This is a genomic window from Limibacter armeniacum (assembly GCF_036880985.1).
GTDB classification, from domain to species: Bacteria; Bacteroidota; Bacteroidia; order Cytophagales; family Flammeovirgaceae; genus Limibacter; species Limibacter armeniacum.
In genome coordinates, this window is record NZ_JBAJNO010000009.1 from 586439 (window position 1) to 607474 (window position 21036).

At 42.9% G+C, this 21036-nt stretch carries 24 protein-coding genes; all 24 read right to left on the minus strand.

Annotated features, from left to right (window positions below; all coding sequences use genetic code 11):
* Positions 1-6: 6 nt before the first annotated feature.
* The 24 genes from V6R21_RS20120 to V6R21_RS20235 all read right to left on the minus strand — a co-directional run bounded on the left by V6R21_RS20120 (position 7) and on the right by V6R21_RS20235 (position 21034).
* The gene (locus tag V6R21_RS20120; protein ID WP_334245350.1) at positions 7-3627 is read right to left on the minus strand and encodes a hypothetical protein; all 3621 of its coding nucleotides are present in this window, start codon (positions 3625-3627) and stop codon (positions 7-9) included.
* Positions 3624-5663, minus strand: a complete 2040-nt coding sequence (locus V6R21_RS20125) for a hypothetical protein (protein WP_334245351.1) — start codon at positions 5661-5663, stop codon at positions 3624-3626. Before V6R21_RS20125 ends, V6R21_RS20120 begins: the two co-directional genes overlap by 4 nt.
* Position 5664: 1 nt before the next feature.
* Positions 5665-8148 carry a phage tail tape measure protein gene (locus tag V6R21_RS20130; protein WP_334245352.1) on the minus strand — a complete coding sequence of 828 codons (2484 nt, stop codon included), beginning with the start codon at positions 8146-8148 and terminating at the stop codon, positions 5665-5667.
* Entirely contained in the window at positions 8132-8419 is a 288-nt protein-coding gene (locus V6R21_RS20135) for a hypothetical protein (protein ID WP_334245353.1), read from the minus strand. Before V6R21_RS20135 ends, V6R21_RS20130 begins: the two co-directional genes overlap by 17 nt.
* A gap of 59 nt (positions 8420-8478) precedes the next feature.
* Positions 8479-8877, minus strand: coding sequence for a hypothetical protein (locus V6R21_RS20140; RefSeq protein ID WP_334245354.1), 399 nt, complete (start codon positions 8875-8877; stop codon positions 8479-8481).
* 4 nt (positions 8878-8881) lie between these two features.
* A complete protein-coding gene (locus V6R21_RS20145) occupies positions 8882-9373 on the minus strand; it encodes a hypothetical protein (protein ID WP_334245355.1) in 492 nt (163 codons plus the stop codon).
* 2 nt (positions 9374-9375) lie between these two features.
* Complete coding sequence (locus V6R21_RS20150) at positions 9376-9786, minus strand: hypothetical protein (protein WP_334245356.1); 411 nt, start codon at positions 9784-9786, stop codon at positions 9376-9378.
* Positions 9783-10286 carry a hypothetical protein gene (locus V6R21_RS20155; RefSeq protein ID WP_334245357.1) on the minus strand — a complete coding sequence of 168 codons (504 nt, stop codon included), beginning with the start codon at positions 10284-10286 and terminating at the stop codon, positions 9783-9785. The genes V6R21_RS20150 and V6R21_RS20155 overlap by 4 nt, the downstream gene beginning before the upstream one ends.
* A 1-nt stretch (position 10287) precedes the next feature.
* Positions 10288-10596 (minus strand): phage head completion protein, encoded by a 309-nt coding sequence (locus tag V6R21_RS20160; RefSeq protein ID WP_334245358.1) that lies wholly within the window; start codon positions 10594-10596, stop codon positions 10288-10290.
* A 1-nt stretch (position 10597) separates the two neighbouring features.
* Positions 10598-10930: a head-tail connector protein gene (locus V6R21_RS20165; RefSeq protein ID WP_334245359.1), complete on the minus strand. Its 333-nt coding sequence runs from the start codon at positions 10928-10930 to the stop codon at positions 10598-10600.
* 71 nt (positions 10931-11001) lie between these two features.
* Positions 11002-12252 (minus strand): phage major capsid protein, encoded by a 1251-nt coding sequence (locus V6R21_RS20170; protein WP_334245360.1) that lies wholly within the window; start codon positions 12250-12252, stop codon positions 11002-11004.
* A gap of 6 nt (positions 12253-12258) precedes the next feature.
* Positions 12259-12882, minus strand: coding sequence for an HK97 family phage prohead protease (locus tag V6R21_RS20175; RefSeq protein WP_334245361.1), 624 nt, complete (start codon positions 12880-12882; stop codon positions 12259-12261).
* Positions 12872-13681 carry a phage portal protein gene (locus V6R21_RS20180; protein ID WP_334245362.1) on the minus strand — a complete coding sequence of 270 codons (810 nt, stop codon included), beginning with the start codon at positions 13679-13681 and terminating at the stop codon, positions 12872-12874. The genes V6R21_RS20175 and V6R21_RS20180 overlap by 11 nt, the downstream gene beginning before the upstream one ends.
* Complete coding sequence (locus V6R21_RS20185; RefSeq protein WP_334245363.1) at positions 13659-14087, minus strand: phage portal protein; 429 nt, start codon at positions 14085-14087, stop codon at positions 13659-13661. The genes V6R21_RS20180 and V6R21_RS20185 overlap by 23 nt, the downstream gene beginning before the upstream one ends.
* Positions 14084-15766 (minus strand): terminase TerL endonuclease subunit, encoded by a 1683-nt coding sequence (locus V6R21_RS20190; RefSeq protein WP_334245364.1) that lies wholly within the window; start codon positions 15764-15766, stop codon positions 14084-14086. Before V6R21_RS20190 ends, V6R21_RS20185 begins: the two co-directional genes overlap by 4 nt.
* The gene (locus tag V6R21_RS20195) at positions 15741-16169 is read right to left on the minus strand and encodes a P27 family phage terminase small subunit (RefSeq protein WP_334245365.1); all 429 of its coding nucleotides are present in this window, start codon (positions 16167-16169) and stop codon (positions 15741-15743) included. Before V6R21_RS20195 ends, V6R21_RS20190 begins: the two co-directional genes overlap by 26 nt.
* 107 nt (positions 16170-16276) lie before the next feature.
* Positions 16277-16843, minus strand: coding sequence for a hypothetical protein (locus V6R21_RS20200; RefSeq protein WP_334245366.1), 567 nt, complete (start codon positions 16841-16843; stop codon positions 16277-16279).
* Positions 16824-17063 carry a hypothetical protein gene (locus V6R21_RS20205; protein ID WP_334245367.1) on the minus strand — a complete coding sequence of 80 codons (240 nt, stop codon included), beginning with the start codon at positions 17061-17063 and terminating at the stop codon, positions 16824-16826. Before V6R21_RS20205 ends, V6R21_RS20200 begins: the two co-directional genes overlap by 20 nt.
* Before the next feature lie 3 nt (positions 17064-17066).
* Positions 17067-17465 (minus strand): hypothetical protein, encoded by a 399-nt coding sequence (locus V6R21_RS20210; RefSeq protein ID WP_334245368.1) that lies wholly within the window; start codon positions 17463-17465, stop codon positions 17067-17069.
* 105 nt (positions 17466-17570) lie between these two features.
* The gene (locus tag V6R21_RS20215) at positions 17571-18068 is read right to left on the minus strand and encodes a hypothetical protein (RefSeq protein ID WP_334245369.1); all 498 of its coding nucleotides are present in this window, start codon (positions 18066-18068) and stop codon (positions 17571-17573) included.
* A gap of 22 nt (positions 18069-18090) precedes the next feature.
* Positions 18091-18336 carry a hypothetical protein gene (locus tag V6R21_RS20220; protein WP_334245370.1) on the minus strand — a complete coding sequence of 82 codons (246 nt, stop codon included), beginning with the start codon at positions 18334-18336 and terminating at the stop codon, positions 18091-18093.
* Positions 18333-18755 carry a hypothetical protein gene (locus V6R21_RS20225; RefSeq protein ID WP_334245371.1) on the minus strand — a complete coding sequence of 141 codons (423 nt, stop codon included), beginning with the start codon at positions 18753-18755 and terminating at the stop codon, positions 18333-18335. Before V6R21_RS20225 ends, V6R21_RS20220 begins: the two co-directional genes overlap by 4 nt.
* A 184-nt stretch (positions 18756-18939) precedes the next feature.
* Entirely contained in the window at positions 18940-19512 is a 573-nt protein-coding gene (locus V6R21_RS20230) for a hypothetical protein (RefSeq protein ID WP_334245372.1), read from the minus strand.
* Between the two features lie 322 nt (positions 19513-19834).
* Positions 19835-21034 (minus strand): site-specific integrase, encoded by a 1200-nt coding sequence (locus tag V6R21_RS20235; protein ID WP_334245373.1) that lies wholly within the window; start codon positions 21032-21034, stop codon positions 19835-19837.
* Between the last annotated feature and the right edge of the window lie 2 nt (positions 21035-21036).

Below are 21036 nucleotides of genomic sequence, written 5' to 3' on the forward strand. Positions count from 1 at the left end.
TAAGTTTTAGAAGAATACCACAATTCTCCATGTGGTTGAAGCTGTTTTAACTACTCCTTGTGTTCCTTGAAAGCTCCCTCCTATTTCATGATAAGAAATAATGGAATTACTTTCACTGTATAATGTATGTCCCGAAGGTGGATAAAGCCTGATATTCCCACTTCCAGCACGCGAGAAAAAGAATATTGAACCTATCTGGGCACTACTAGTCATATAGTACGACTTTGTATTCGACCCTGTATAAAAGTACCAGGTAACACCAACCGAAACAGTTGTTGTTGTACTACTGCTTGTTGTAGAAATCCCAGTGGCTAAGGTTCCAACATTAGCCGAATCATTACATGTAATTTTATTTGCTGTAATTGTATTAGCAGCCGTGGCACTCAAAACTGTTGTTCCCCGTACATTTAGGTCTTTACAATCTATCTGACTGCCTGAAATGACCGTATCTTCTCCGTCAGAACCTCTAAATGTCGCACTACCCAGCGCATTGATAAGTGTAGCTGATGTAGCCAAGGAACCTGAAGCCTTAATCATATCATTGGCCTCAAACCTAAAGTTGGTAATCTGGTTGACTCCCGTTACAGCTGAAAGAGTACCATTAAAGGTGCCATTGGTTACATTCAACCCATTTGCATTGATCTTGTCAGCGGTGATTTGTCCAGCAGTGATTTGTGAAGCGTTTAGCGTACCCGTGTAGATTCCATTTGAATCTATGTAAGTACCATTCACGTTTCCGGCTCCCTTTAAGAGGTCTTGAATACTTGGCTCCGTGCCGTCACACTTAAATACCATTGGTGACTGAAAAAATGCCTTTCCTCCTGTCTGTTGGCGGTACAATGCTATCCTAAAGGCATAACTGGTGCTAGCACCTGCAAATGCTCCCTTTGAAGAATCTCCTAGTTTAGTGCCATCCATCAGGTACATCCCACCATCATCCACCATTGAACTAGCTACCGTTCCATATGGATGCACATAACCTACCCAAAGTTGCCACCCCTCAGAATCAATGGTAGAAGCAGCCCTATTATTGAAATAGAAATTTGTTGTGGAGCTACTTGTAGTTTGGATTTCACCAAGCATTCCAAAATACACGTTGGATGTTCCTGATGTATTATTACCAACATGCTTAGTATTTACCCAAAAAGCAATCATATACTTTTGAGATGTATCCAGCTTTACATATGCAGGTTGACTTTTAAAACCGCCATTCCAAGATGAGCTGTCCACCGAATCAACCACCCAAGTCCACTCACTGGCCCTATCTGTAAATCCTTCTGAGGAAAGGTTATTTGTGATATAGTTTCGAGTACTATTATAATAATCCACCTTATCACTTACATTGTGGGCATTTCCAAGAGTTTGCGTACTCCAATCAAAGTACATCAGGTTTGGTGAGGAGAATTGAATAAGTGAATCCCTGTCTAGTGTCAACTTTCCGTTGATATCCCACGAGATCTTACCGCCTGCAACCTGTCCAGAACCATCATTGTTCAACCTCCAAATATCAGAAGTATGTCGAATCTGACCACTTGATTCTAGTTCAAGATTACCACTGTAAAGTTTTGATGAGTCAAAGTTCCATCCAGCCACCTTGTTGGTTGAGCCAAGCTGGAAAATTGAACTGTTGTTAACTCTGCCAATTAAGCCCCACGTATCATCATAATCATACTGATACAACATTGCGTAATTTGATGGATCCTTATGAACCATAAATCGCTTTGAGCCTCCATCGTTCTTTATCTCGATTCCACCATTTCCATTGCCGTACTTATTCCCGCTCCAAATAGTTGACGAGTCAATATTGAATGAAGCAATTTTACCACTGCCTGCAACCACTGTCCCTTCCAAGTATGCATTCTCAGCGAACAAGCCATAACCACTCAGTGTTCCGAAAACTGATGACGTGATACCATCTAATCTACCTAAGCGAACCTTTATTGGTTGTGCATTTGTGGCAAAGCCATTTACAACATCCAGATAGGGTGAACCTGTATCTGAAGATGTCAAGTACAAAGCTCCTTTCCTATTGGTCACTGTTGAATCAACCCTTACCATAGTCATGCCTTTCAGCTTGGTTACATCACTTGGATAGCCAAGACCTTCGTTGTAGGCAGCCTCCACAAAGTTAACATAGAATGACAGTCCATCACCTGAAAACGCATACACTCTACCCTGATGTGCAAGAATATTGTTGCCTGAAAAATTCTGAATGCGGACAATGTCACCAATCACAAAAGGGATAGCGTTAGGGTTGTCAGGGTAAACCCTCACTGTGGTATTTGCGGTGGCAACAACAATGTTTTCAATGACACAAGCATCACTGACCCACAATGAGCCGTTGGATGCACGTATTTTGTTGATCTCTAATTCATACACCCTCATGGATCTACGAACTACAAGATTGTCAAATGTGGCAGTATTGGTATCTGTATCAATCCTCCATCCATTTCCCGCAAACCCTGATGCAAAAGACTCAGAACCAACAGTGGTAGTGATATTTAGTTTTCCAATTCTTGAGTTTCCGCTTCGGCTCAACTCAAACCCCTCTGACACAATAGAGGAATAAGACTTTACAGTCCCATCAATTGTCACATCCTGACTAAACAAGTGCCCATAAGTACTATCTGTTGAGTACCTGGCATAAGTTGAAATGCCCGCTCCAATCGAAAGGTTCTTTCCTGAGCCTTTGTCATAGATATTCAGGTAAGTACCTAGGTTTTCCACCTGAGAGAGTTCTATATCGCCGAATGACAGTTTCCCATCAATAGTACCATCTCCACCCGTCGCAAAACCTTTCCCATACCAGTCTGCATCAAAATAGCCTTTGACATCTCCTGTTAAAACTGGCTCATCCACATGAAATGAAATAGCATAAGTACCATTGAGGCTATCTGTATTGATAAGGCCGTCAAGTTTAGCCGCCATGTAAGCAAGGGACTGTGTGTAAATCACCAACCCTGTGTTTCCATTGGCCAGCTCCCCAACCTTATACTGATACCTTACCCTTCCTCCAATTTGTGTAAATCCTTTTGATAGCCAATACCCACCATTCCCCGAACCACTATACGCATACCCTGAGATATGCAACTTAGCTGAATCATTACTTGAGTAATTGTACAGTTCAAGTGTCAAGGACTGCATTATGTTACCCCAAGCTTGACCAGTATCAATAAGAATGTAAAAACAATTGAATGATGAATAATTACGAGCGGTAGCCAAGCCATTTATATACTTACCGCCACTGGATATATTTTGAGTAAAAAGACCTTGAACTGATAAGTCACCTGTAATGGTTCCACCTGTCAGTTGCAGGTAGCGGCTATCTGTTTCCGTCTTGGAAAAAACCTCAAGGTTGGTTCTGGCAACTGACTTGTCTGCCAAGTCAGAAAGGTTACTTTCAATTTTCAGATAACGATTATCAATATCTGCCGTTTCCACATAACCGAGTGCTGACTTCCAACCATCCTTGTTCACCAGTGAAAGGTTATCTGCGTCCAGTCTTGCATACAAGTCATCACCTATCGGACTCCCTGCCCCAGATTCATCATTATTGATATACAGTACAGAGCTGCCGCCACCAGCTCCCACTGAAGGGAGCAACCTTTTTGTTATTGAAATACTCATGATACTGTTAAGTAGTTTTGAAATACTTCAGCCAATTCTATTTCCAGCTCATCACTTTTTGCATCCAGCCTTGAAGTGAGCAATACAAAATTCTTTTCAGGAAACTCTGATACCAATACCTTATGAAGTGGGGAAATATCAACATCGTTGATTCTTGCGGTGGCATGGTAACGGTCCTCTGACCTTTGGCTGATCTCATTGACCAGCTTGGCCTCCAGGATATCATAGCCACTGATGATTTTTTCATTCACTCCTCCCACGTCTCCATCAAAACCGGAGTAACCAAGCAATGAGGTAATGGAGTCCCGTTTCTCAAACCAGTCACCGTCTGTAATCTTGCCATCCAGTTCAAACTTTGAAAGGGTTTTGGATGCCCCATCATTCACCTTCATCTCTATGGAAGTGATACTGACATGACTTATATCTGAGTAGCTGGACCACCAGTAGCGGGATTTCCCACCATCATAATCCATATAGGAATCAACTGGCAAACCAAACTGCAATGTGATATAGCTTTCAGCTTTCCCTGCCCCCTGTGGACTGGTACACCTGTAATAGAGGGAAATGGTTTCAGACTTCTGGATTAGACTCGATGATTCTGTTTCCTTGTCTGAGGCACTCAGCGGAAACAATAAGCACTCTTTCTTGTACAGGTACCTGTTACCGGAAGGCAGTTGCTCAGAAAGCTTAACCATCTGAAGGCTCTTGTTATCCGTGATGGATAACCAGTTATCCAAAAACGTAGTTGGGGCATAGGGCTTTATAAAAATATAGGTATCTACAGGTATCAGTAGTGCCTCGCTGTCAAACACTCTTTTATCAGGCCTGTTTGTGAGGTTAATCTGAAAGTCAACAGTGATCTTCAGTTCAATATTGTCTGTGTTGTAGCTGTCACGCACCCTTAAGGTATCAGGCAGGTAGACCTTCAGGTACTGCTCATCAGGCTTAACGGGTGCACTACCTACTATGGTTTCACTCTGCACATCACGGTCACTGAAGTTACCATAAAACCCGCCTGAAGCCTGATCCAATGCAGTACCTAGTTCATACTTGAACACCCTTTCAGAATCCCTGATCTTATCGTGTCTCACCCTGCCTGTTGAAGTGGGTTTCTGCTGAAGGTCTACCCTGTTTTCAGTGGCATTGTAATCTGAGAAACACTGCATAGTCACCATGCCATCAGGTGCATCCGGAGAATACTTTAGCTTAAAAAGCTTTGATGATTTCTTGATCTTGAAGTTGCCCGAACCATCCTCCACCTTTTCCAAGGTATAGGGTATTGGGTTTAGGGTTTCAGTATTCAAGAGATTGCCACCAAAGGTATAGCGCTTTGCCGTTACCGTGCTGTGCAGCTTGCTTGACTGAAGAATATAAAAGTCACTTCCGCTCCTATGCAGCTTGCAACCTTCCGGCTCCAAGCAGGCTGCTATCACATCATAGCAACTCACTTCCTTGAACTTCCCTTCATCCTCATCCAGTACAGGATTCAAAAACTTCTGAGGGAAAGCCAAGGGAACTTCCAGATCAACCTCTGACCTGACCACAATATCATCATAGTCATAGTTGATTTTCCTAAGCGCATTGGCGATAAACCTTAAAAACGGCTGCTTAGTCCTAGTGTCTGCCTGATAGTGTGTATAGGGCACGTTCTTCAACTGGTTAAGGCCATCTGTGATCTTGATGGAAAATACCTGTCCTTTCACCTTCTCTCCCTTGTTCAGGGCTGCTGACAACTCAGAAGGGGAAACAAAACCCTTGAACACCACCTCTCCATCACAAATGATTTCAATCTTTACCTCCAGTTCCCTTACACCATCAAAAACCCCTATATAGTCCCTTGGATCACCAAACAGGGTTAAGGTACCGTTCCTTGCGCTGAATGGATCCAGCACATTGTCAGATCTCCTGTTGATGGTAATATTGTTACGGGCAAAATACATGGGCAATGGTGTGCCTGAATACCCTGCCTTGTCTATGTTGACGGTATATTGCCGCCCCTTCACTGACTTGAAGCCACCTGTCATGTATATTCCCATCCTATAAGTCTTTTGATATTTGATGATTTCTTAAAAACCCAACCAACTCATCATCCCTGATCTTAAACTCTACCTCTCCAACACCACCGCCCAACATGCCTTGAAGTTTTGACAGTGGCGCAATCACTTCTGGGTCATATCGGGCTCCTGCATATTCACCCACTTCCGCAAGGGTTCTTCCTGATACAATACCACCATCGGCAAACTTTGGAATCACGGCATCAAACAAGGCTGAACCACCTGCCACCGCTACAGGTGCCGCTATCAGGTTATAAGGGAATGGCACGACCTCCATGACTTTTTCAAATATGTAAGCCAATGCCTTTGACTTTGCCATGGACAGCGCATCATTGGCGCTTGCCCGCAATGCATCGTCAAAGGAATCCATCCTTGCAATGTTATCAGCCGTTGAATCAGCAAAAGCTTTTGAATAGGCTTTCATGGCTTCCTTTTTCTCAAACTGAAGCTCACTTTCTTCCCTGTGTATATCGGCAAGTTCCAACTGCTTGGCTATCTGCTGATCCATATTGGCAGCAAACTCTTTTGTAAACTGGTTGTGCAGCTCCTTGTCAAGTGCCCAAAGTTCCTGCCGCTGCTTGCTTACCTCTTTCTGTCTCCTTTCAACCTCCTCCAGCTGTTCCAGAAAACTGTCGAATATCCCATCTTCTGGTGTAATCTCATCACTGATGATATCACCGTCATAATCAAAACCTGAAGCACTGGAAGAACCTGTGGCATCTGATGAAGTGGAAGTGACTGTTTCCACCACGATTGTTTTCTGTTCCGGAAGCGCAAGCAAAGCATTCTGAATGTCCGTTATCTGCTTTTCATATACAGCTACTTCCTCATTGATTTGCTGCTGCTGATAGTTGAGTTCTGCAAGTGCCTTCTCTGACTCCTTGATGGTTTCAATGGATTCCTTTTCACTACCGAGCAACCCAAACTCTTCTGTCTCCAGCGCCTTCGTATTGGTCTGGATCTGCTTTTGTGGAAACTCCTTTTGCTGTTCAATAAGCCCTGCCTTATCAATCAGGCTGTTCCGCTTTTCAATCAGCTCATTCAGCTTTTCCTGTAAAAGTATCTGCTTGTACTGCTTGTCAACATCTGTAAGGTCCTGTTTCTTGGCCAGCTCATCGAGTTCACGGTTGATCCTTGAGATAGGATCCAAGGCATCATTCATCACATTGACAAGTTCAGTGGTCTGCCTTACCACTCTTTCCAATGCTGAACCCAAACCTGATTCCCCCAGATTGATCCATAGGGCCTCGATTGCTGAATTGAATGAAAGTGTCGCATCCTTCAAACCTTTCTGCATGATGTTGGCCATCTGTTCCGCTACCCCCTTACTGTTCTGGATACGGTCAAACAGTTTTTCATAACCGGTATCAGCGTCATCCAAAACCGCAAGCAGTTTGGTGTACTGTTCCTTTCCTACCAACTCTATCAGTGTCTTTTCATTGACACCCCTTAGTTTTCGCAAGGTATTGATAAGCCCTTCCTGCCTGATGGTATTGCCATCAATGAAAATACCTTGGCTCTTCAGTTCTGCATTCACCTTGCTGGTTGGTGCAATCAGGGAAGTCATAATGGATTTCAAACCAGTTCCCGCCTCTGCTGCTTCAATACCCTTGTCCCCCATAATGCCCAGATAGGTCGCCACCTCTTCCGTGGTAACATTCAGGGACTTGGCAACAGGTCCAACATTCTTGAACCCTTCTCCCAGCTTTGTCACATTGGTATTGGCACTTCTGGAAGTCTGAGCCAGAATATCATTGATACGGGAAAGGTCTTCCACCTCCAAGCCCATCGCTTTCATGATGTTGGTGGAAATATTGGCGGCATCGGCAAGGCCAAGGAAGCCAGCCAAGGACAGTTGCAAGGTAGACGGCAATGCCTTCATGGACTGCTGGGCGTTAAGCCCTGCCATGGATAGGTATCCGACTGCCTGTGTTGCCTCCCCTGCTGACTTTACGGTAGTGGCTCCCATGCGCTGGGTAATATCCTCCAGCGCCATCGTCTCTTCCTTTGTGGCCCCTGTGATAGCTATCACCTTATTCATCTCGGCCTCATACCCACCGTAGATATCCACCAGACGGTCACTGATGGTAGCCAATGACTGGTATGTTCCAACCAATGCCAACCCTGCCGCTGAAGCCTTGGTCAAGGCTCCTGAAATTCCTGCCCCTTTTCCTCCTGCTGAAAAGCTGTCCCTCAGTTTCAGGTTTTCCTCACGCAGCTTTCCCTGCACTTGCGAAAGGGCTTTCTGTGCATTGTTGTAGTCATCACTGCCAATCTTGCTGTTTCTCAACAGTGTCTTCAGTGCCCGCTGTGATTTGGTCAGTTCATTGGTTGTGACCGTGCCATCCCTTACCCCATCCATAAAGCGGTTCATGTCCCGCTCTGCCTGCTGAATGGATTTCTTGAAGCCTTCTGACTTCCCTTCCAGCACCAGTCCAACCTTGACCCTCTTATTGTCCCTTGCCATTATTTGCCGCCAATGCTAATTGTTTTCCAAATGCTTCCAGACTATCCAGATTGTTCTCTATATATTCACGCTGTCCATGCACATACTTCTTCTCCTGTGCCGCTGTCATCTTGCGTTTCTTCTCGTCCCGTTTCAGTTTTACCAGCTCTTCAGGCTTGTATTTTTTCTTGCTCCACATATTGATCTGGACCACGCCCAGGAAGCGCCCTATTTCCCACAGGTCATCCTTTCGGTCAGCATGGAATTCACAGTGTTTCCTGTAGCTGACCATCAGCTCATATGATGTTGAGTTCCAGAAATCCTGATCAGACCAGCCCAGTACCCCCCTTGCTACTCCGTAGAGTTCTGAGAGCCCGAATGGGTCTTCCTGATCAGTTGCTCCAACTTTTTCTGATTCTTCTTCACCTCCCTCGGGTTGATCCCCATCACCAGCATCATTGCTTTCTGCACTATTTTTTTTTTGGCCAGATGCTCCGTGATATTCATGTAGTATTCCAAGTCCTCATCCAGCCAGTCAAGGAAAGATCTAAAATCAGTAAAGGGAAGGCTTTCGGTTCCTTCCCTTTCTGCTCCTGACTGGATACCGAGGTACATCAGATACTCTTCACTGTAAAGCGGATCAACCTTCTTTTTGATAAAGGCTACCTGAAAGTTTTTGATAGCCCTGTGTTCCATACGGAATGGTAGTGTGAGCTTTTCAGTGACCTTAATAAATTCTGTACCTACCATGATATTAAGCTTCTGGTCCTACGTCCAATGTTGGTTCTCCTGTTCCCTTCAGCGATACGCTAAGGGTCATGTCTGCCCCTGCCTGAATTGGCAGTGAGTTGGAAGGAATCCAGCATGTACCCTTGAAATACAGCTTACCTGCGCTCATGTCCGGTGCTGGTGTAGCTGTCCTGTTCACTTCTGCCACATAGATATCCACATAGTCGCCCGCTGCAAAAATGTCGTGCATGGTCTTCACAATTGAATCGGAAGCCCACTTGGTTACAAGACCATTCATGGAGCCTGTCCAACGCTTCTTGCCTGAGCTTGACTGTTCCCAGTCTCCGGACTCACTGCCCAACAGGTCATACACGTTCTCGTCTGCCGATTCCTCAAACTGGAATTCCTGCATTGTACCAAGAAACGTGATACCGGAACCATCAGGCGCTGTAGTGCCGTCCCACACTTCGTAGAACACACCTAGGTCATTCCCTTTCTTTGGTTTGATTACTTGCATCTCTAGTATTTCTCTGTAACTCTAAAATTGATTACTCTGTAAAAAGCCCTTGACTCCAGATCATAATCCGGATCCTGACCAAGGAACTCATAGCAATAGGTTCCCCCTTCTGCATTTTCGGCCTCTCCCTGATCCAGCTCCTCTACCAGTGCATCATAGACTGTCAGGGTGTCCACATAATTTTCTGATGATAGGATAATGGTTATGTTATGGTCCATTTGCAGGATATCCCCGCTAATGGAGCGTTGTACATTCCCTGTTTGAATGGAAAACTCGATACAGGGAAGTGGAACCCTGCCCTGTTCATCGGGTATGGCCATTACCTGATGTATATTCTCAGTGCCCACTACATCCAATACTGTCTGGATGGATTCAAGGTGTGCCGGAAAGTCTTCATTGATCAGTGTGTTCATCGTATTTTCAGCTTGCGTTTCAGTACCTCAACATCAGAGTGAATCAGCTTTTCATATTCAGCCATTACGCCTTCGGTAGCATCCTTTTCCAGATAAGGACTGAAAAAGGAAACCAACCCTGATTCCTCCACCTTTCCTGTTTCTGCCCCTGTACTTCGGGTACGGTTGGTTGTTCCTCCATCCAGTATGTGGGCTACATACCCTTTGTACCTGCCACCTGCCAAGGCTCCAACCCGCATCGTTACCTTTTTGGGCTTGAGATCATAGGTGGCTGCAATCGAGCGCTGAAGGTTACCAGAACGGACATTAAATATTCTCCCTGCCCGCTGCTTCATGACACTGACCCATGGGCGCATCTTCTTCTTGAAGGCAATACCCAACAGCTTTTCCTTTCCTGTGATCGGGTCAAACTGTTTCAGCAGCTCATTGGCTTTCCAAAGTTCAGTAGCATCAAAAGAAAGAAGGCTGTCACGCTCCTGAACTCTTCTTACTCTTTCCATATCAGATTATTTTGCAGTCAAGTTGCAGGTACTTGTTTCTGCCAATTCTGCGGATGTTGATGATCTCATAGGTTATCCCTTCAAACATTACCCTGCCATTGAGTTTGAAGGTGCTTGGCTCAAACCTTACCGAAAACTCAACCGCTGCATTGTTTTGCAGCTTTCGGGCTGATACCATCTCCCTTCCACCCTTGAAAAATGATTTGCAAGGCCTGATTCCTTTTGATTCATAGGTTACTTTCCTTGTCTTGTACTTGTCTACTATCTCAACCGCATTAAGGTATTCAAGGTATTCGTTCAGTATAATCATATCAGTACACCCTTTTTACTGCATACATGTCTATCAGGCCAGTGACATGTTTTGGAATGTCAGAATAGTCAGTATCGGCACTACTCAAGTAGTATTCATCGTACCAGTACTTCACCAATCCACATACAGCAACCTGTAAAACCTCTGGAATCGTGGTGGTATATGTTTCCTCAATGTAGGCCACATCCTCATCTCCCAGATACTCTTTCACGTACTGCACTGCTGCCAGTGTCATAAAGGACAGGGTACTGTCATCGTTGTCATGGAAGATCTTGAGAAAACCTTTCAGCTTAACAAGCGTCACCCCATGGTAAGTCTCATCATTCCAGTTCATTATTGATAGGTATAAAAAACACTCCGCAACAACTTACGGAGTGTTTGTATTGAAATCAGGTTCAGCTATGATTAGACTGGCTGAACGTTCGGGATTTTCTTGAATGCTGCCGTATGGGTAACGCCATGCTCCACAATCTCAGCCATGGTGATACGGGTTTCCCCTTCAGTATCCAGTGAATAAGGGTTGACCCTGATCACACGTCCCCAGTTTACCTCTACCAGCCTTGACCAGTCACCACCAATCAACGCTGCATCATTACCAGCTCCCAAGTTATTGGATTCCACAAACGGGTAACGTCTGATATTACCGTCATCCTTCAACAGGAATTCCTTTGTGTCTGCAGCACCATCTGACCTTACTTTAGATGCCAGATAGGTATCCGCATCCAGTCCACCTACAAAGGCATTCGGCATCAGGTTGTTTTTCTTGATGGCATTCATCAGCTCCAACAAGTCTTTCCATTCAAGATTAGCTGAAATAGCTCCGTTAACAGCTTCAGCTAACACCTTTGTGATTCCATTTAGCTCCACCTTTACGGATAGTCCTCTTGAAAGCTCTGAAGAAATCAATGCTGCAATCGAAGCATTGGTTTCTGCTTCTGCCACCATCTCATCTGTATATGTTTCATAGTGACCGATACGTGAAGGTGAAATGGTAATCTTGCTGGTAGTCATCCCTGCACTGTCAAGTGATTCCGTTTTACCTTTCTTACTTGCACCTGTAGCAGGGTTTGCAACCTTTCTAAGCACTACAGCCCCTTTTGGGTTGATGATACGAGTAATTCCCAACCTGTCCAGAATAGTTGCCGGATAAAGACCTGCAATGATTTCAGGGTATACATTTGCACCCCAGTCACCACCACTGGTAGCATCTACTCCTGAGAGATCACGTTTCAGTGCAGCTGGAATGAAATAATCTTTTTCATTGAGCTGGATATGTCTGGCATAGTGATCTGAGTATTCTTTCTCTACTCCATCCAATACCTTCAAGTTTGCAGCTCTGGTAATAATTTTACCTACATTGAAGTTGCGGGCCATACGCTGTAACTCTCTTCCTTCCGAGTCTTTACCTTCTTGCCCCTGACTGCGGTTTTTCTCATCCGGATCCAAACGTAAAGCCTGAACTGAACGTAACTTTTCCTGAAGCTCTTCAGTCTTTTCAATTTCCTTTTTCAGGTCATCAGCTTCTCTGGTCAGCTCGTTCACCTGAGTCTCAAGTTCATCTGTTACACCGCTATCTGTGATCTGAGTTTGAAGGGAACGCATCTGTTCCACCTTCTTATTGTAGGCTGCCTTAAGTTCTTTTACTGTTTTTGCCATTGTTGATTAAATTGTTTTATACTCCTCTAGTTTCTTGATGTAATCGTCTTTGCGCTTGAGCTCCTGTGAATACTGTTCAATAACAGATATGCTCCTTGCGGATACCTCCGAACGGCTATAAGCAGGATCCACCACCGGATCCATACTGATAATTCGGTCAATCTTTCTGATCTTGACTTCCACTGGTGTTTTGGAATAGTCAATTTCCACCTTGTTACGATCCTTGTAATCGGTCAGGAAAATAAAGCTACTCCCTTTAAGGTCTCCCCGCTCTGCCTGTGCATAGGCATCCCTGCCAATATTGGTCTCCGGTGTCTGGACAGCATAGTATACACCGTCTTGTCTTTTACTCACGGTCATGGTTCCTGAGGATGTTCGCCCCAGCAAATGGGATCCAGAACGCTCATGGTAGGCGAATGACTTGATATCACCTCGAAGCAATTCATCTGATACTGCTTCAGGCAATATCATTTCCCTGAAAAGGTGATTACCCACACTTTCTTTGTCGTACATCACATTACTCCACTCGTTGAAAGTGATTCCCCTGCCTACAATGTGCTTAGACTCTTCCTTCAGTTCCACCGAAACCGCTGCCTCAATACTCCTGTATTCAGCGTTTTCAATCTTCATTTGTCTCTGTATTAGAATTCTTGTTTTTACTGATTGCTTCCTGTATCTGTGAGTTGACAAGATCATTCAGTTGCTTAACTGGTGCCACATCACGCCTCATATAGTAATCGTCACTCCATGGCTCACCTTTCGGCTGCATGTTTTCTTCCCTCCTGATCTCATCCGGTGAAATAGCTGCCGTATGGAACATGGTTTCATACTTCTGCATCCTTGCTGAAATATTCCCTCGGTTCAAGTCATCCATATTGAATACATAATCGAGGGTTCCTATTTCCTCATAGCTTGCTGCTTTCCGCTCCAGTTCTGCTTCCAGCATTACCACAATTGGCAACAATGAGAAAGTGATAAACTCCTGTGTGTGTTCTTCAAGTGACTTGTAGGATGATCTGTTGATCGACTTCAGCAATGAGGAAGGAATATTGAATGCCCTTGCGATCTCATCCACCAATGCATTGATTATGGCGACTGCTTCCGCATCTTTCAGTGTGGAACCGATCTCCTTAACATCCAATCCAGACTGTAACACCAATGCACTCCATTCATCCTTATCAAGGTTCCTTACTTTGGTTTCAAATGAGGTACTTGTTCCTTCCCCCTTTCGCTGGTTCAGCTTATCCTGAACCATCAATACAGAAGGACGTTTCAAGCCATTTCGGAAAGCATTTTTCACATGGTTCAGTGCATGGTAGATGGCATCTGAACCCTGCTTGCAGATATTGGGCGAAAGCCCCTGTAACCCTTCAAAAGAAACAGGCAACTTGAAATGAAGCACTTCCTTATAGGACTGACTTCTTCTCATTTTCCCTTTCCCAGGTACTGATCAGGTCATATTCTATTGTTCCGTTCTCAAACACATCAAAGTGACCCAAACGGCATATCTCATAACTGAAAGGAATCCCTGTATCAGTCCGGTGGATATAAGCGAATGCTTCACCTTCACTGAAAAGGTTGGTAATGACCCCTGCCCAGAAATCAAAGCGGCTGTAAACAGGTGCGGGCTCAAAAAGGAGCTTTCGTGTATAGTGTGTTTTCGGAAGCTCCACCCCTTCCCGCTTTACTGTCTTTTTCATCATGGCAATGCTCTGTGAGTAAAGCCAGATGGCATTGAACACTGCACTGATAGCTAACCGGTTGTAGATATCCTGTTTGGGTAGCGTGGTTTCGTTTAGTACTTCTTCATCTGTACCGACTTGTACTTCTATCATATCACTAGCATTGAATCTTCATCAATAAGGTTTCCTTCCAGTTCTTCAAGGTCTATGTACCTACCCACCGCATTCACGAGTGCAATCACAGGGTCAATCTTTCCGGAGGACTTGGTTTTACTCATCCGGACATTCCCTGAGTCATATACTTCCAGATTCACGTTACCCATGCACCAGCGCATCAGTCCATTACCATCCTGAGCAATGGAACCGTCAAGGATCAGTTTTTTAAGGTATTTGATTGGGGCAGTAAGGTGTTGTGAGGTTTGCTTGTATTCCTCCACAATGTCCACCAGATCACCAACACGGTCAATGATTTTCTTGATCAGCAATTTGGCTCCCCATCGGTCATAACTAAGTGAAACAATCAGGTTATCATTGATCAGTTCCTCTATGAAGTCAAGGAGCTTCAATTCATTGATGGTTCTTTCTCCCATAATGATCAGCTCACCATCATCCAAAAACTTCTGAAGTGTCCCTCGGTGTTCCTCAAAGTATTTCTGGGTGGTAAAGGCAAATACCTTTGTTCTGAAAAAAGGGTCTTCATCTGTTGGCAAGTAGAACAGGTTGATAGAAGTCAAGTCACTGGTAGAGGAAAGGTCAAAGCCCATAATACATTTACGGTCATAAAACATATCCTCCTCAAACAGTCGCTTGCATTCATCCCAGTACTCCAGCTCTACAAATGATGTGGTATTGTCACGGGTGAAAAGGTTACAGTTCTTAACCTTGAAGTCCAGTTTGTCCAGTCCGCTTTTCTTGGCCTTGGCCAGCCTTCGGTAATAGAAATTGATAGGAGCCAGTGAAAAGTCATCATTGACAGGATGAATATCCAGTGCTGGGCAAGCCTGTGCCCAACCTTGGGGACTTTCCCACATGTCCGGATCATCCATCTCATACAGGAGTGGAAAGGTACTGTAATCATCCTCTTCCCCTTCTTCCTCCTCCAGTTTCCCTTGCAGCATAAGCCTGTACCTCTCCAGCTCCGCATGAAATGGGTACTCGATGTTGAAGTTTGCTGTTGTCAGCTTCAGTATAAGTGATTGTCCTGTAGCAAATGTGGTAACCATCCCTGATTCCAACACCCCCACCATATCGTAATTCTCATAAGCTGAAATCTCGTCAAAGGTGGCCACCAGTGGTTCCAGACCATCGGACTTCATGGAGTTATTGGCCATCGCCCGAATGAATGAAAGCGAATGCTTATTCTTGATATCATTCTTGTTGGCTTCCAGAATCTCTTCATCCGGATCATACCTTTGCACAACCTTGTTGATGGAGCGTACCAGAATCTGGGCCTGTTCACGCTTTGTTGCACAAGTATATAATTCTACATCCTCAAGGTCTGTTGACTGTTCAATGAAAAGGTTGATCAGGGAAATGATAGCCGTCTTTCCAATCTTTCTGGATCCGAAAAGAATAAACTCTTTCACCACCCTGTTATTGGTTCCCACATGGTAGAAACCAAAAATGATGGCAGCCAGAAAAACCTGAAACGGCATGAGCTGAAAACCACAGCACTCCTCGGCAAAAAAGATAAAGTCCTCAACTCCTTCCCTCCTGAATTCAAAAAGGGTTTCCATAATCCGGAACCGCTTTGCTGCTAACCTTGTATGGTTGCCTACCAGCTCATTATCCGGATCCTCGATATAATCAAGATATCTTTTTAACCTTTCCATTCTTATCCCTTCTTGACATCTTGTGAACTAGGAATTTCTCTGCACCTGTCTTAGGCTCGTATTCCTTCACTTCCTGTTCCATGGCTGTCATAAACTTCTCCTGCTGGGCCTTGTCCAACCCCAGTGACTTGAGTGTATCAAGGATCTCCTTCAAACAGGTTGACCTGACTTCAAAAGCTGGATGCTTATAAATTCGCTCATGTCCTTCTCTACTAGTTGAAGTTTTCAACACGGAATCTCTGAGCTCATTATTAGCTCTTACAAACTTATCCATCGAGTCTGCTATCAGGTAGCAATTCAAAGAGTCGGAAGCCTTGTAAATCTTCTCCTTTTTGAGTAGCCGAATCAGCGCATTGTAGATCTGTAAACCCAGTCCCTCAAGTTCATCTTTAAGTGCTTTCATAGGCTAATTTTAGTTTACCCCCAAGCGACCCCAGCAAAATCACCTCGTTTGAATGCGCTTTTCCTCACGTATTACGAGGGGGGTTTCCCTCTCATATAGCCAAAAAATCACCTAGGGGGGTATATTTTGTGTTTCTGCCTGACTGACTCACCTATCTTGGCAGCCAGATGAAGGTTTGTTATCGTGAGCTCATTTTCTAATAAAAACTGACGCATTTCTGTAGCTAAATCCACCAGAAAGGATTGTACCTTTTGTTTTGCCCTGCTGTTGATCCTGTAGAGTTCATGCACCTGTTCATGGCTTGCAATCGATAGACTGATCAGGTTGGTGTGATCAATAAGTAACGATAGCTCACCAGACTTGAAACAATCATACACTGTTATGATGTGGTGAACCTCACCCGCTTCCACCAGCTCACCTCTCGATAAGCATACAAGACACAGGAACCTATCATTCTCTATGATCAGCTGTCTTGCATTGCGCCACTGGTTGGTGATATAGAACTCCTGAGCCTGTAGCCATGCTTTGGATGGCTTGCGTGTCTTCTCCCTAACCTTCTCCTTCTCCCTTACTTGGCTGTAATGTCGCTCCCTATATTCCTGATCCGCTTTCCTCCTGTTGATCTTCTGCCTGATGGTTGGCTTTTGCTTACGCTTAGGGAGTCTTCTTGCCATGCATATTAATCATTGTGCTGACCACAAATATCATCAAGGCTGTTTGCTCACGACCTTTACCCAGCCATGACCTGAACACCAACTCATGAGTGTCTACCTTGATTGACTTACACCTTCCGAGTAAGTTCTTTTTACCACGGCTAACAGACACAACTCTTCTTTCAATCACAAAACCTTTCAGGGAATCAGCTGTAAAGAACTGTTTAAAAAACTCATGCATAACTTAATCCTGATCTATGATTGGCAGCAGCCCATCAATAATGGAAAAGTCAACCTCTTTATCTCCAAAATCAGAAAGCTTGATCTTTTCAAATGTAAACTCTTGAGTCGTTTCTCTCAGCTCCTTGAATTCCTTCTCCACTGCAGCTTCATCCTTCTTTGTCTTGAAGACTGGTACGTTTCCATTGGATGTAACCACTTCTCCATTCTCATCCAACTCAGCATACTTGCGTAGCAGATTTTCCTTTGATTCGTCAAAGCTCTTGACCACCTCATCCACTTTGGTCTTTAGCTGGGCAAGCCTGAAGTAAACCTTTACATGAAAGATGCTTCCCTTATGCTTGAGTTGATTCAAAGCCTGAGACAGTGCCAATACTTTTTCAAGTGTCAGTTTGATTTTCATATGTATTATGAATGTTTGGTTTTTACCTATAAAAAAAGTGCATCAAAAAAGTGATGCACCTTTAACAAATAGCTAAAAACTAAAACCAAATAATCATTGCATATCTTAACCCTGAAGCACGTTCTTATACTCTCCAACCTTTCGCATAAGTGAGCTTTTCTTTCTCCTGACATTACTGGCATCCATACCATACTTTCTCGCTACCTCCCTACTACTTTTCCGGCAACAGTCAGATAAGAACTGGTAATTATCTTTCCCAATCAAAAACTCAACCCTAGCCAATAGCAGCGCCTGGTCAGGCTCAAACTCTATCGCTTCTTTCTCTTTCTTCAAGTAGTGAGAGGTAAAACAAATCCATTCCCCCTCACTCATGCTCAGTACCCTGCCCCACACTTCTGATGCTTCCCATGTATTCAGCCGCTCCATAATATCCACCTCATGGTCAAGTACCACGCCCGCACGCTGATGAATAATTTCTTGGTTAAACATTTCATAAAACTCCTCCGCATAAACATCAAAATGTTTACGAAGCGAAAAAGGATCAAACTCAAGGTCCGGCATTCTTTCCGGTTGCTGGTAATAGACAAGTCTGTACTCATTCATAGGAAGGTGTTTGTAGTTTAGTTTATTCTGTCCTCCAAATCTTGTAAAGGTCAGGCGTAAAACTGTATCCAAACTTGGAAGCAAGTTTGGCAAATTCAGCAAAGTCCAACTCGGTTTCTCCAAGCTGGACCAAACGTAGATGTACTTTCGGGTAGTTGTATTCCTTATTTGGAATAAGCTTATCAAGAGAAACAGGCAATACATCTGCATCCATGTTTTCAATAAGCTTTTCCACATGTGGATTATTTAGAAGCGGATGTTTACTCATATTCTTTTGCGGTCATAAACCAACATGGCTGCATCCCTAGCGTGGTGGCTTGAACGTTTGCCCCATCCTGTTATAGCCTTGAACCTTTTTGCATCAATCTTGGTACCTCCTCTCATTGGATGAACAAAAAGGCTGTCAATCCCCTTGTCACTTAAAAAATCCCTCCATATTGAACAGTCCCTTTTAATCGACCCTGCCCCCAGTTTCTTTTCCTCTGCATTATCACCAAACCACTTTCTTTTTGAAGCATCCTCAACAATTACAAACACATCCCTGCCTTTATATTCCAACACCAATTCAAAAGCCTGATGAATTGACTTTGTTTCGATCTTCTCAAAAGATTTGGAGCTTGCATTCCAAACGGCAAGTCCAGTATCTGTTCCCGGATCAATACCAATGAAATATTTATAATCTCTCAAAAAATTATACTTTTTGTCCTTAACCTGTTGATAATTTATTCATTGTTTGTAAATTTAGCAAACAATCGACAATCATAGTAACAAAATGATATAAAGGTTTTGATTGATAATGGGTTAATAAATTAGGTTAATTAAAAAACCCCGTCTGGCATCCAGACGGGGTTTTTCTATATTTCTACAAAGTTTACTTTCTACGGTAAACAAATGAATACTCTATATTTCCATTTTCTTCATCTAAGAATAACAAATAATAATACTCACCCTTATCCCATTCATATTTTAGACTCTTACCTAACATAATTTCCCCCATCACTGATTCAGTATTTACATTGGAAATAACCTCATCACCAAGTTGTATAATGTAACTGGTTCCTAATTTTTTTTCATTAGGATTCAAATACAACTCTACAAAAAGTTGATAAGCTTCATTCAACTCTGACAACTCTGATGGGTTAAACCATTCCCAATATGAAAAATCATCCAAGGTTCCATAGTCTCCAATGCCAATTTCCCCTGCATACCTTTTTTCTTCATCTTCATAAATCCATATGTTATCATATATCTTTTCAGCTGAAAAATTGACAATACTATTCGCTTTATCTGGAGTTGTATTAGGCCAATTAGTGTTAAAGATTTGAGATCGAATGTCTTTGTTTTGAGAGTTAATGTTGCTTGTTGGCTCTGTTTCACTTTCAGAACAACTAAACATTAAAAAAGTGACCAATAACAGAAAAAATGAGATCGTTTTTTTCATCATAAATTATTTTAGGTTTTACAAAAAAATTGACTTAGAAAAAGTATCTAATAAGGTTTTCAAAATAATAAATTCAATATGAAACATTTGCTAAGTCGAACCATTTTTCATTCTTGAGACACAAGGCATCATTTTCTAAGTGGAGCCACTTACCAACAGAAATCACCCTACTTATCAACACCTGAAAAAGTTATCAACATAAAGCATCACAACATTTTCTAACCTAAAAAACTAAAAAAAAGGCAGTTAAGAGAAAAAGCCCCTCGAAACTGCCCTTTAATTAATTATATATTTATATAATATTTACTATAAAGATTATTAATAATTAATGCCCTGCCACTTTTGAAAATCTATTCCTTAGCCTTTGGGCTCCTTGGTTTATATCTCTCATAATTTTTTGATTCTGCACTGTCACATAATACTTTTCTGTAATACGAATTGACCCATGACCCAAAGCCTCTTTTAATGTCTCTATTGGTATATCTAGTTCAGCAAATAAGGTTGCAAATGTAGATCTTGCCCATTTTGTTGAAATTGGCTTTCTAATCCCTGCCAAATAAGCAACTTCTTTCAAGGATTTATTATAATACTGATTAGATGGTATAGGAAGATTATAATCATATTTTTCAAGAATCTTTTTTGCTTCAGCAAGTAAAGGCAAACGGGCTGGCATTGGATTATAAAACTCCGTCTTCCTTCGTTCCATAAAGATCATTTCTCCTACTTCACTGTCCCAAATCACATCTTTGTCATAGTCAAAGTTCAATACCTCATTGTAATGAAATCCGGTAAAGCACTGAAATAAAAAGAAATCTGCCGCTTCTTGAGTAGTTGGAGAAAGGTATTCATGGTTTATGATTAAATATAACTCCTCAATAGTCAGATACTTGATATTCTTATTTTCAATTCGCTTTAGTTCAAGGTTTTCGGCAGGGCTATACCGAATTACTTTTTCCCGTACAGCATATTTATACGCAGCTTTTACTAATTCAATTATTCTACACACATAATTATGGGAGTCTCCTTTATCCATCAGGTTTTCATATACTCTCATTAAGTAAGCTTCATCAATTTCATTGAAAAGCCGCTTAATATCCTTTCCCATTATTGTTTTAAGTGAGTTCCATCTTTTTTGTAGTGTCTGAAGTGTTACAAGCTTAACCCTTTTAGCTTTATAGGTCATAAAATTCTCAATCACATCTTCAAACACGATCTCTTTATAGTCCAAATGGTACTCCTGCAAAACCTCATCTGCTGTAAACTTCCCCTGGTCATTTAGTCTTGTCATTATTCTAAACAGCCTGTTTTCAATAGAAGACAGTAAGTTATTAACCTCCTCCTTCTTTTTCCCTTTGATAATTCTCTGACTGGTTGAGTCCCAATTTTCTTTAAGCACTTTAACTCCAGTACTGGGCTTGCTGGCAGCCCTCTGACCATTGACCGTTACACGAATAAATAGTGTTCCAAAACCATTATTGGATTTACTGGCTCTGAATACAAACCTAGATTTAAATAGATTGGGCATCT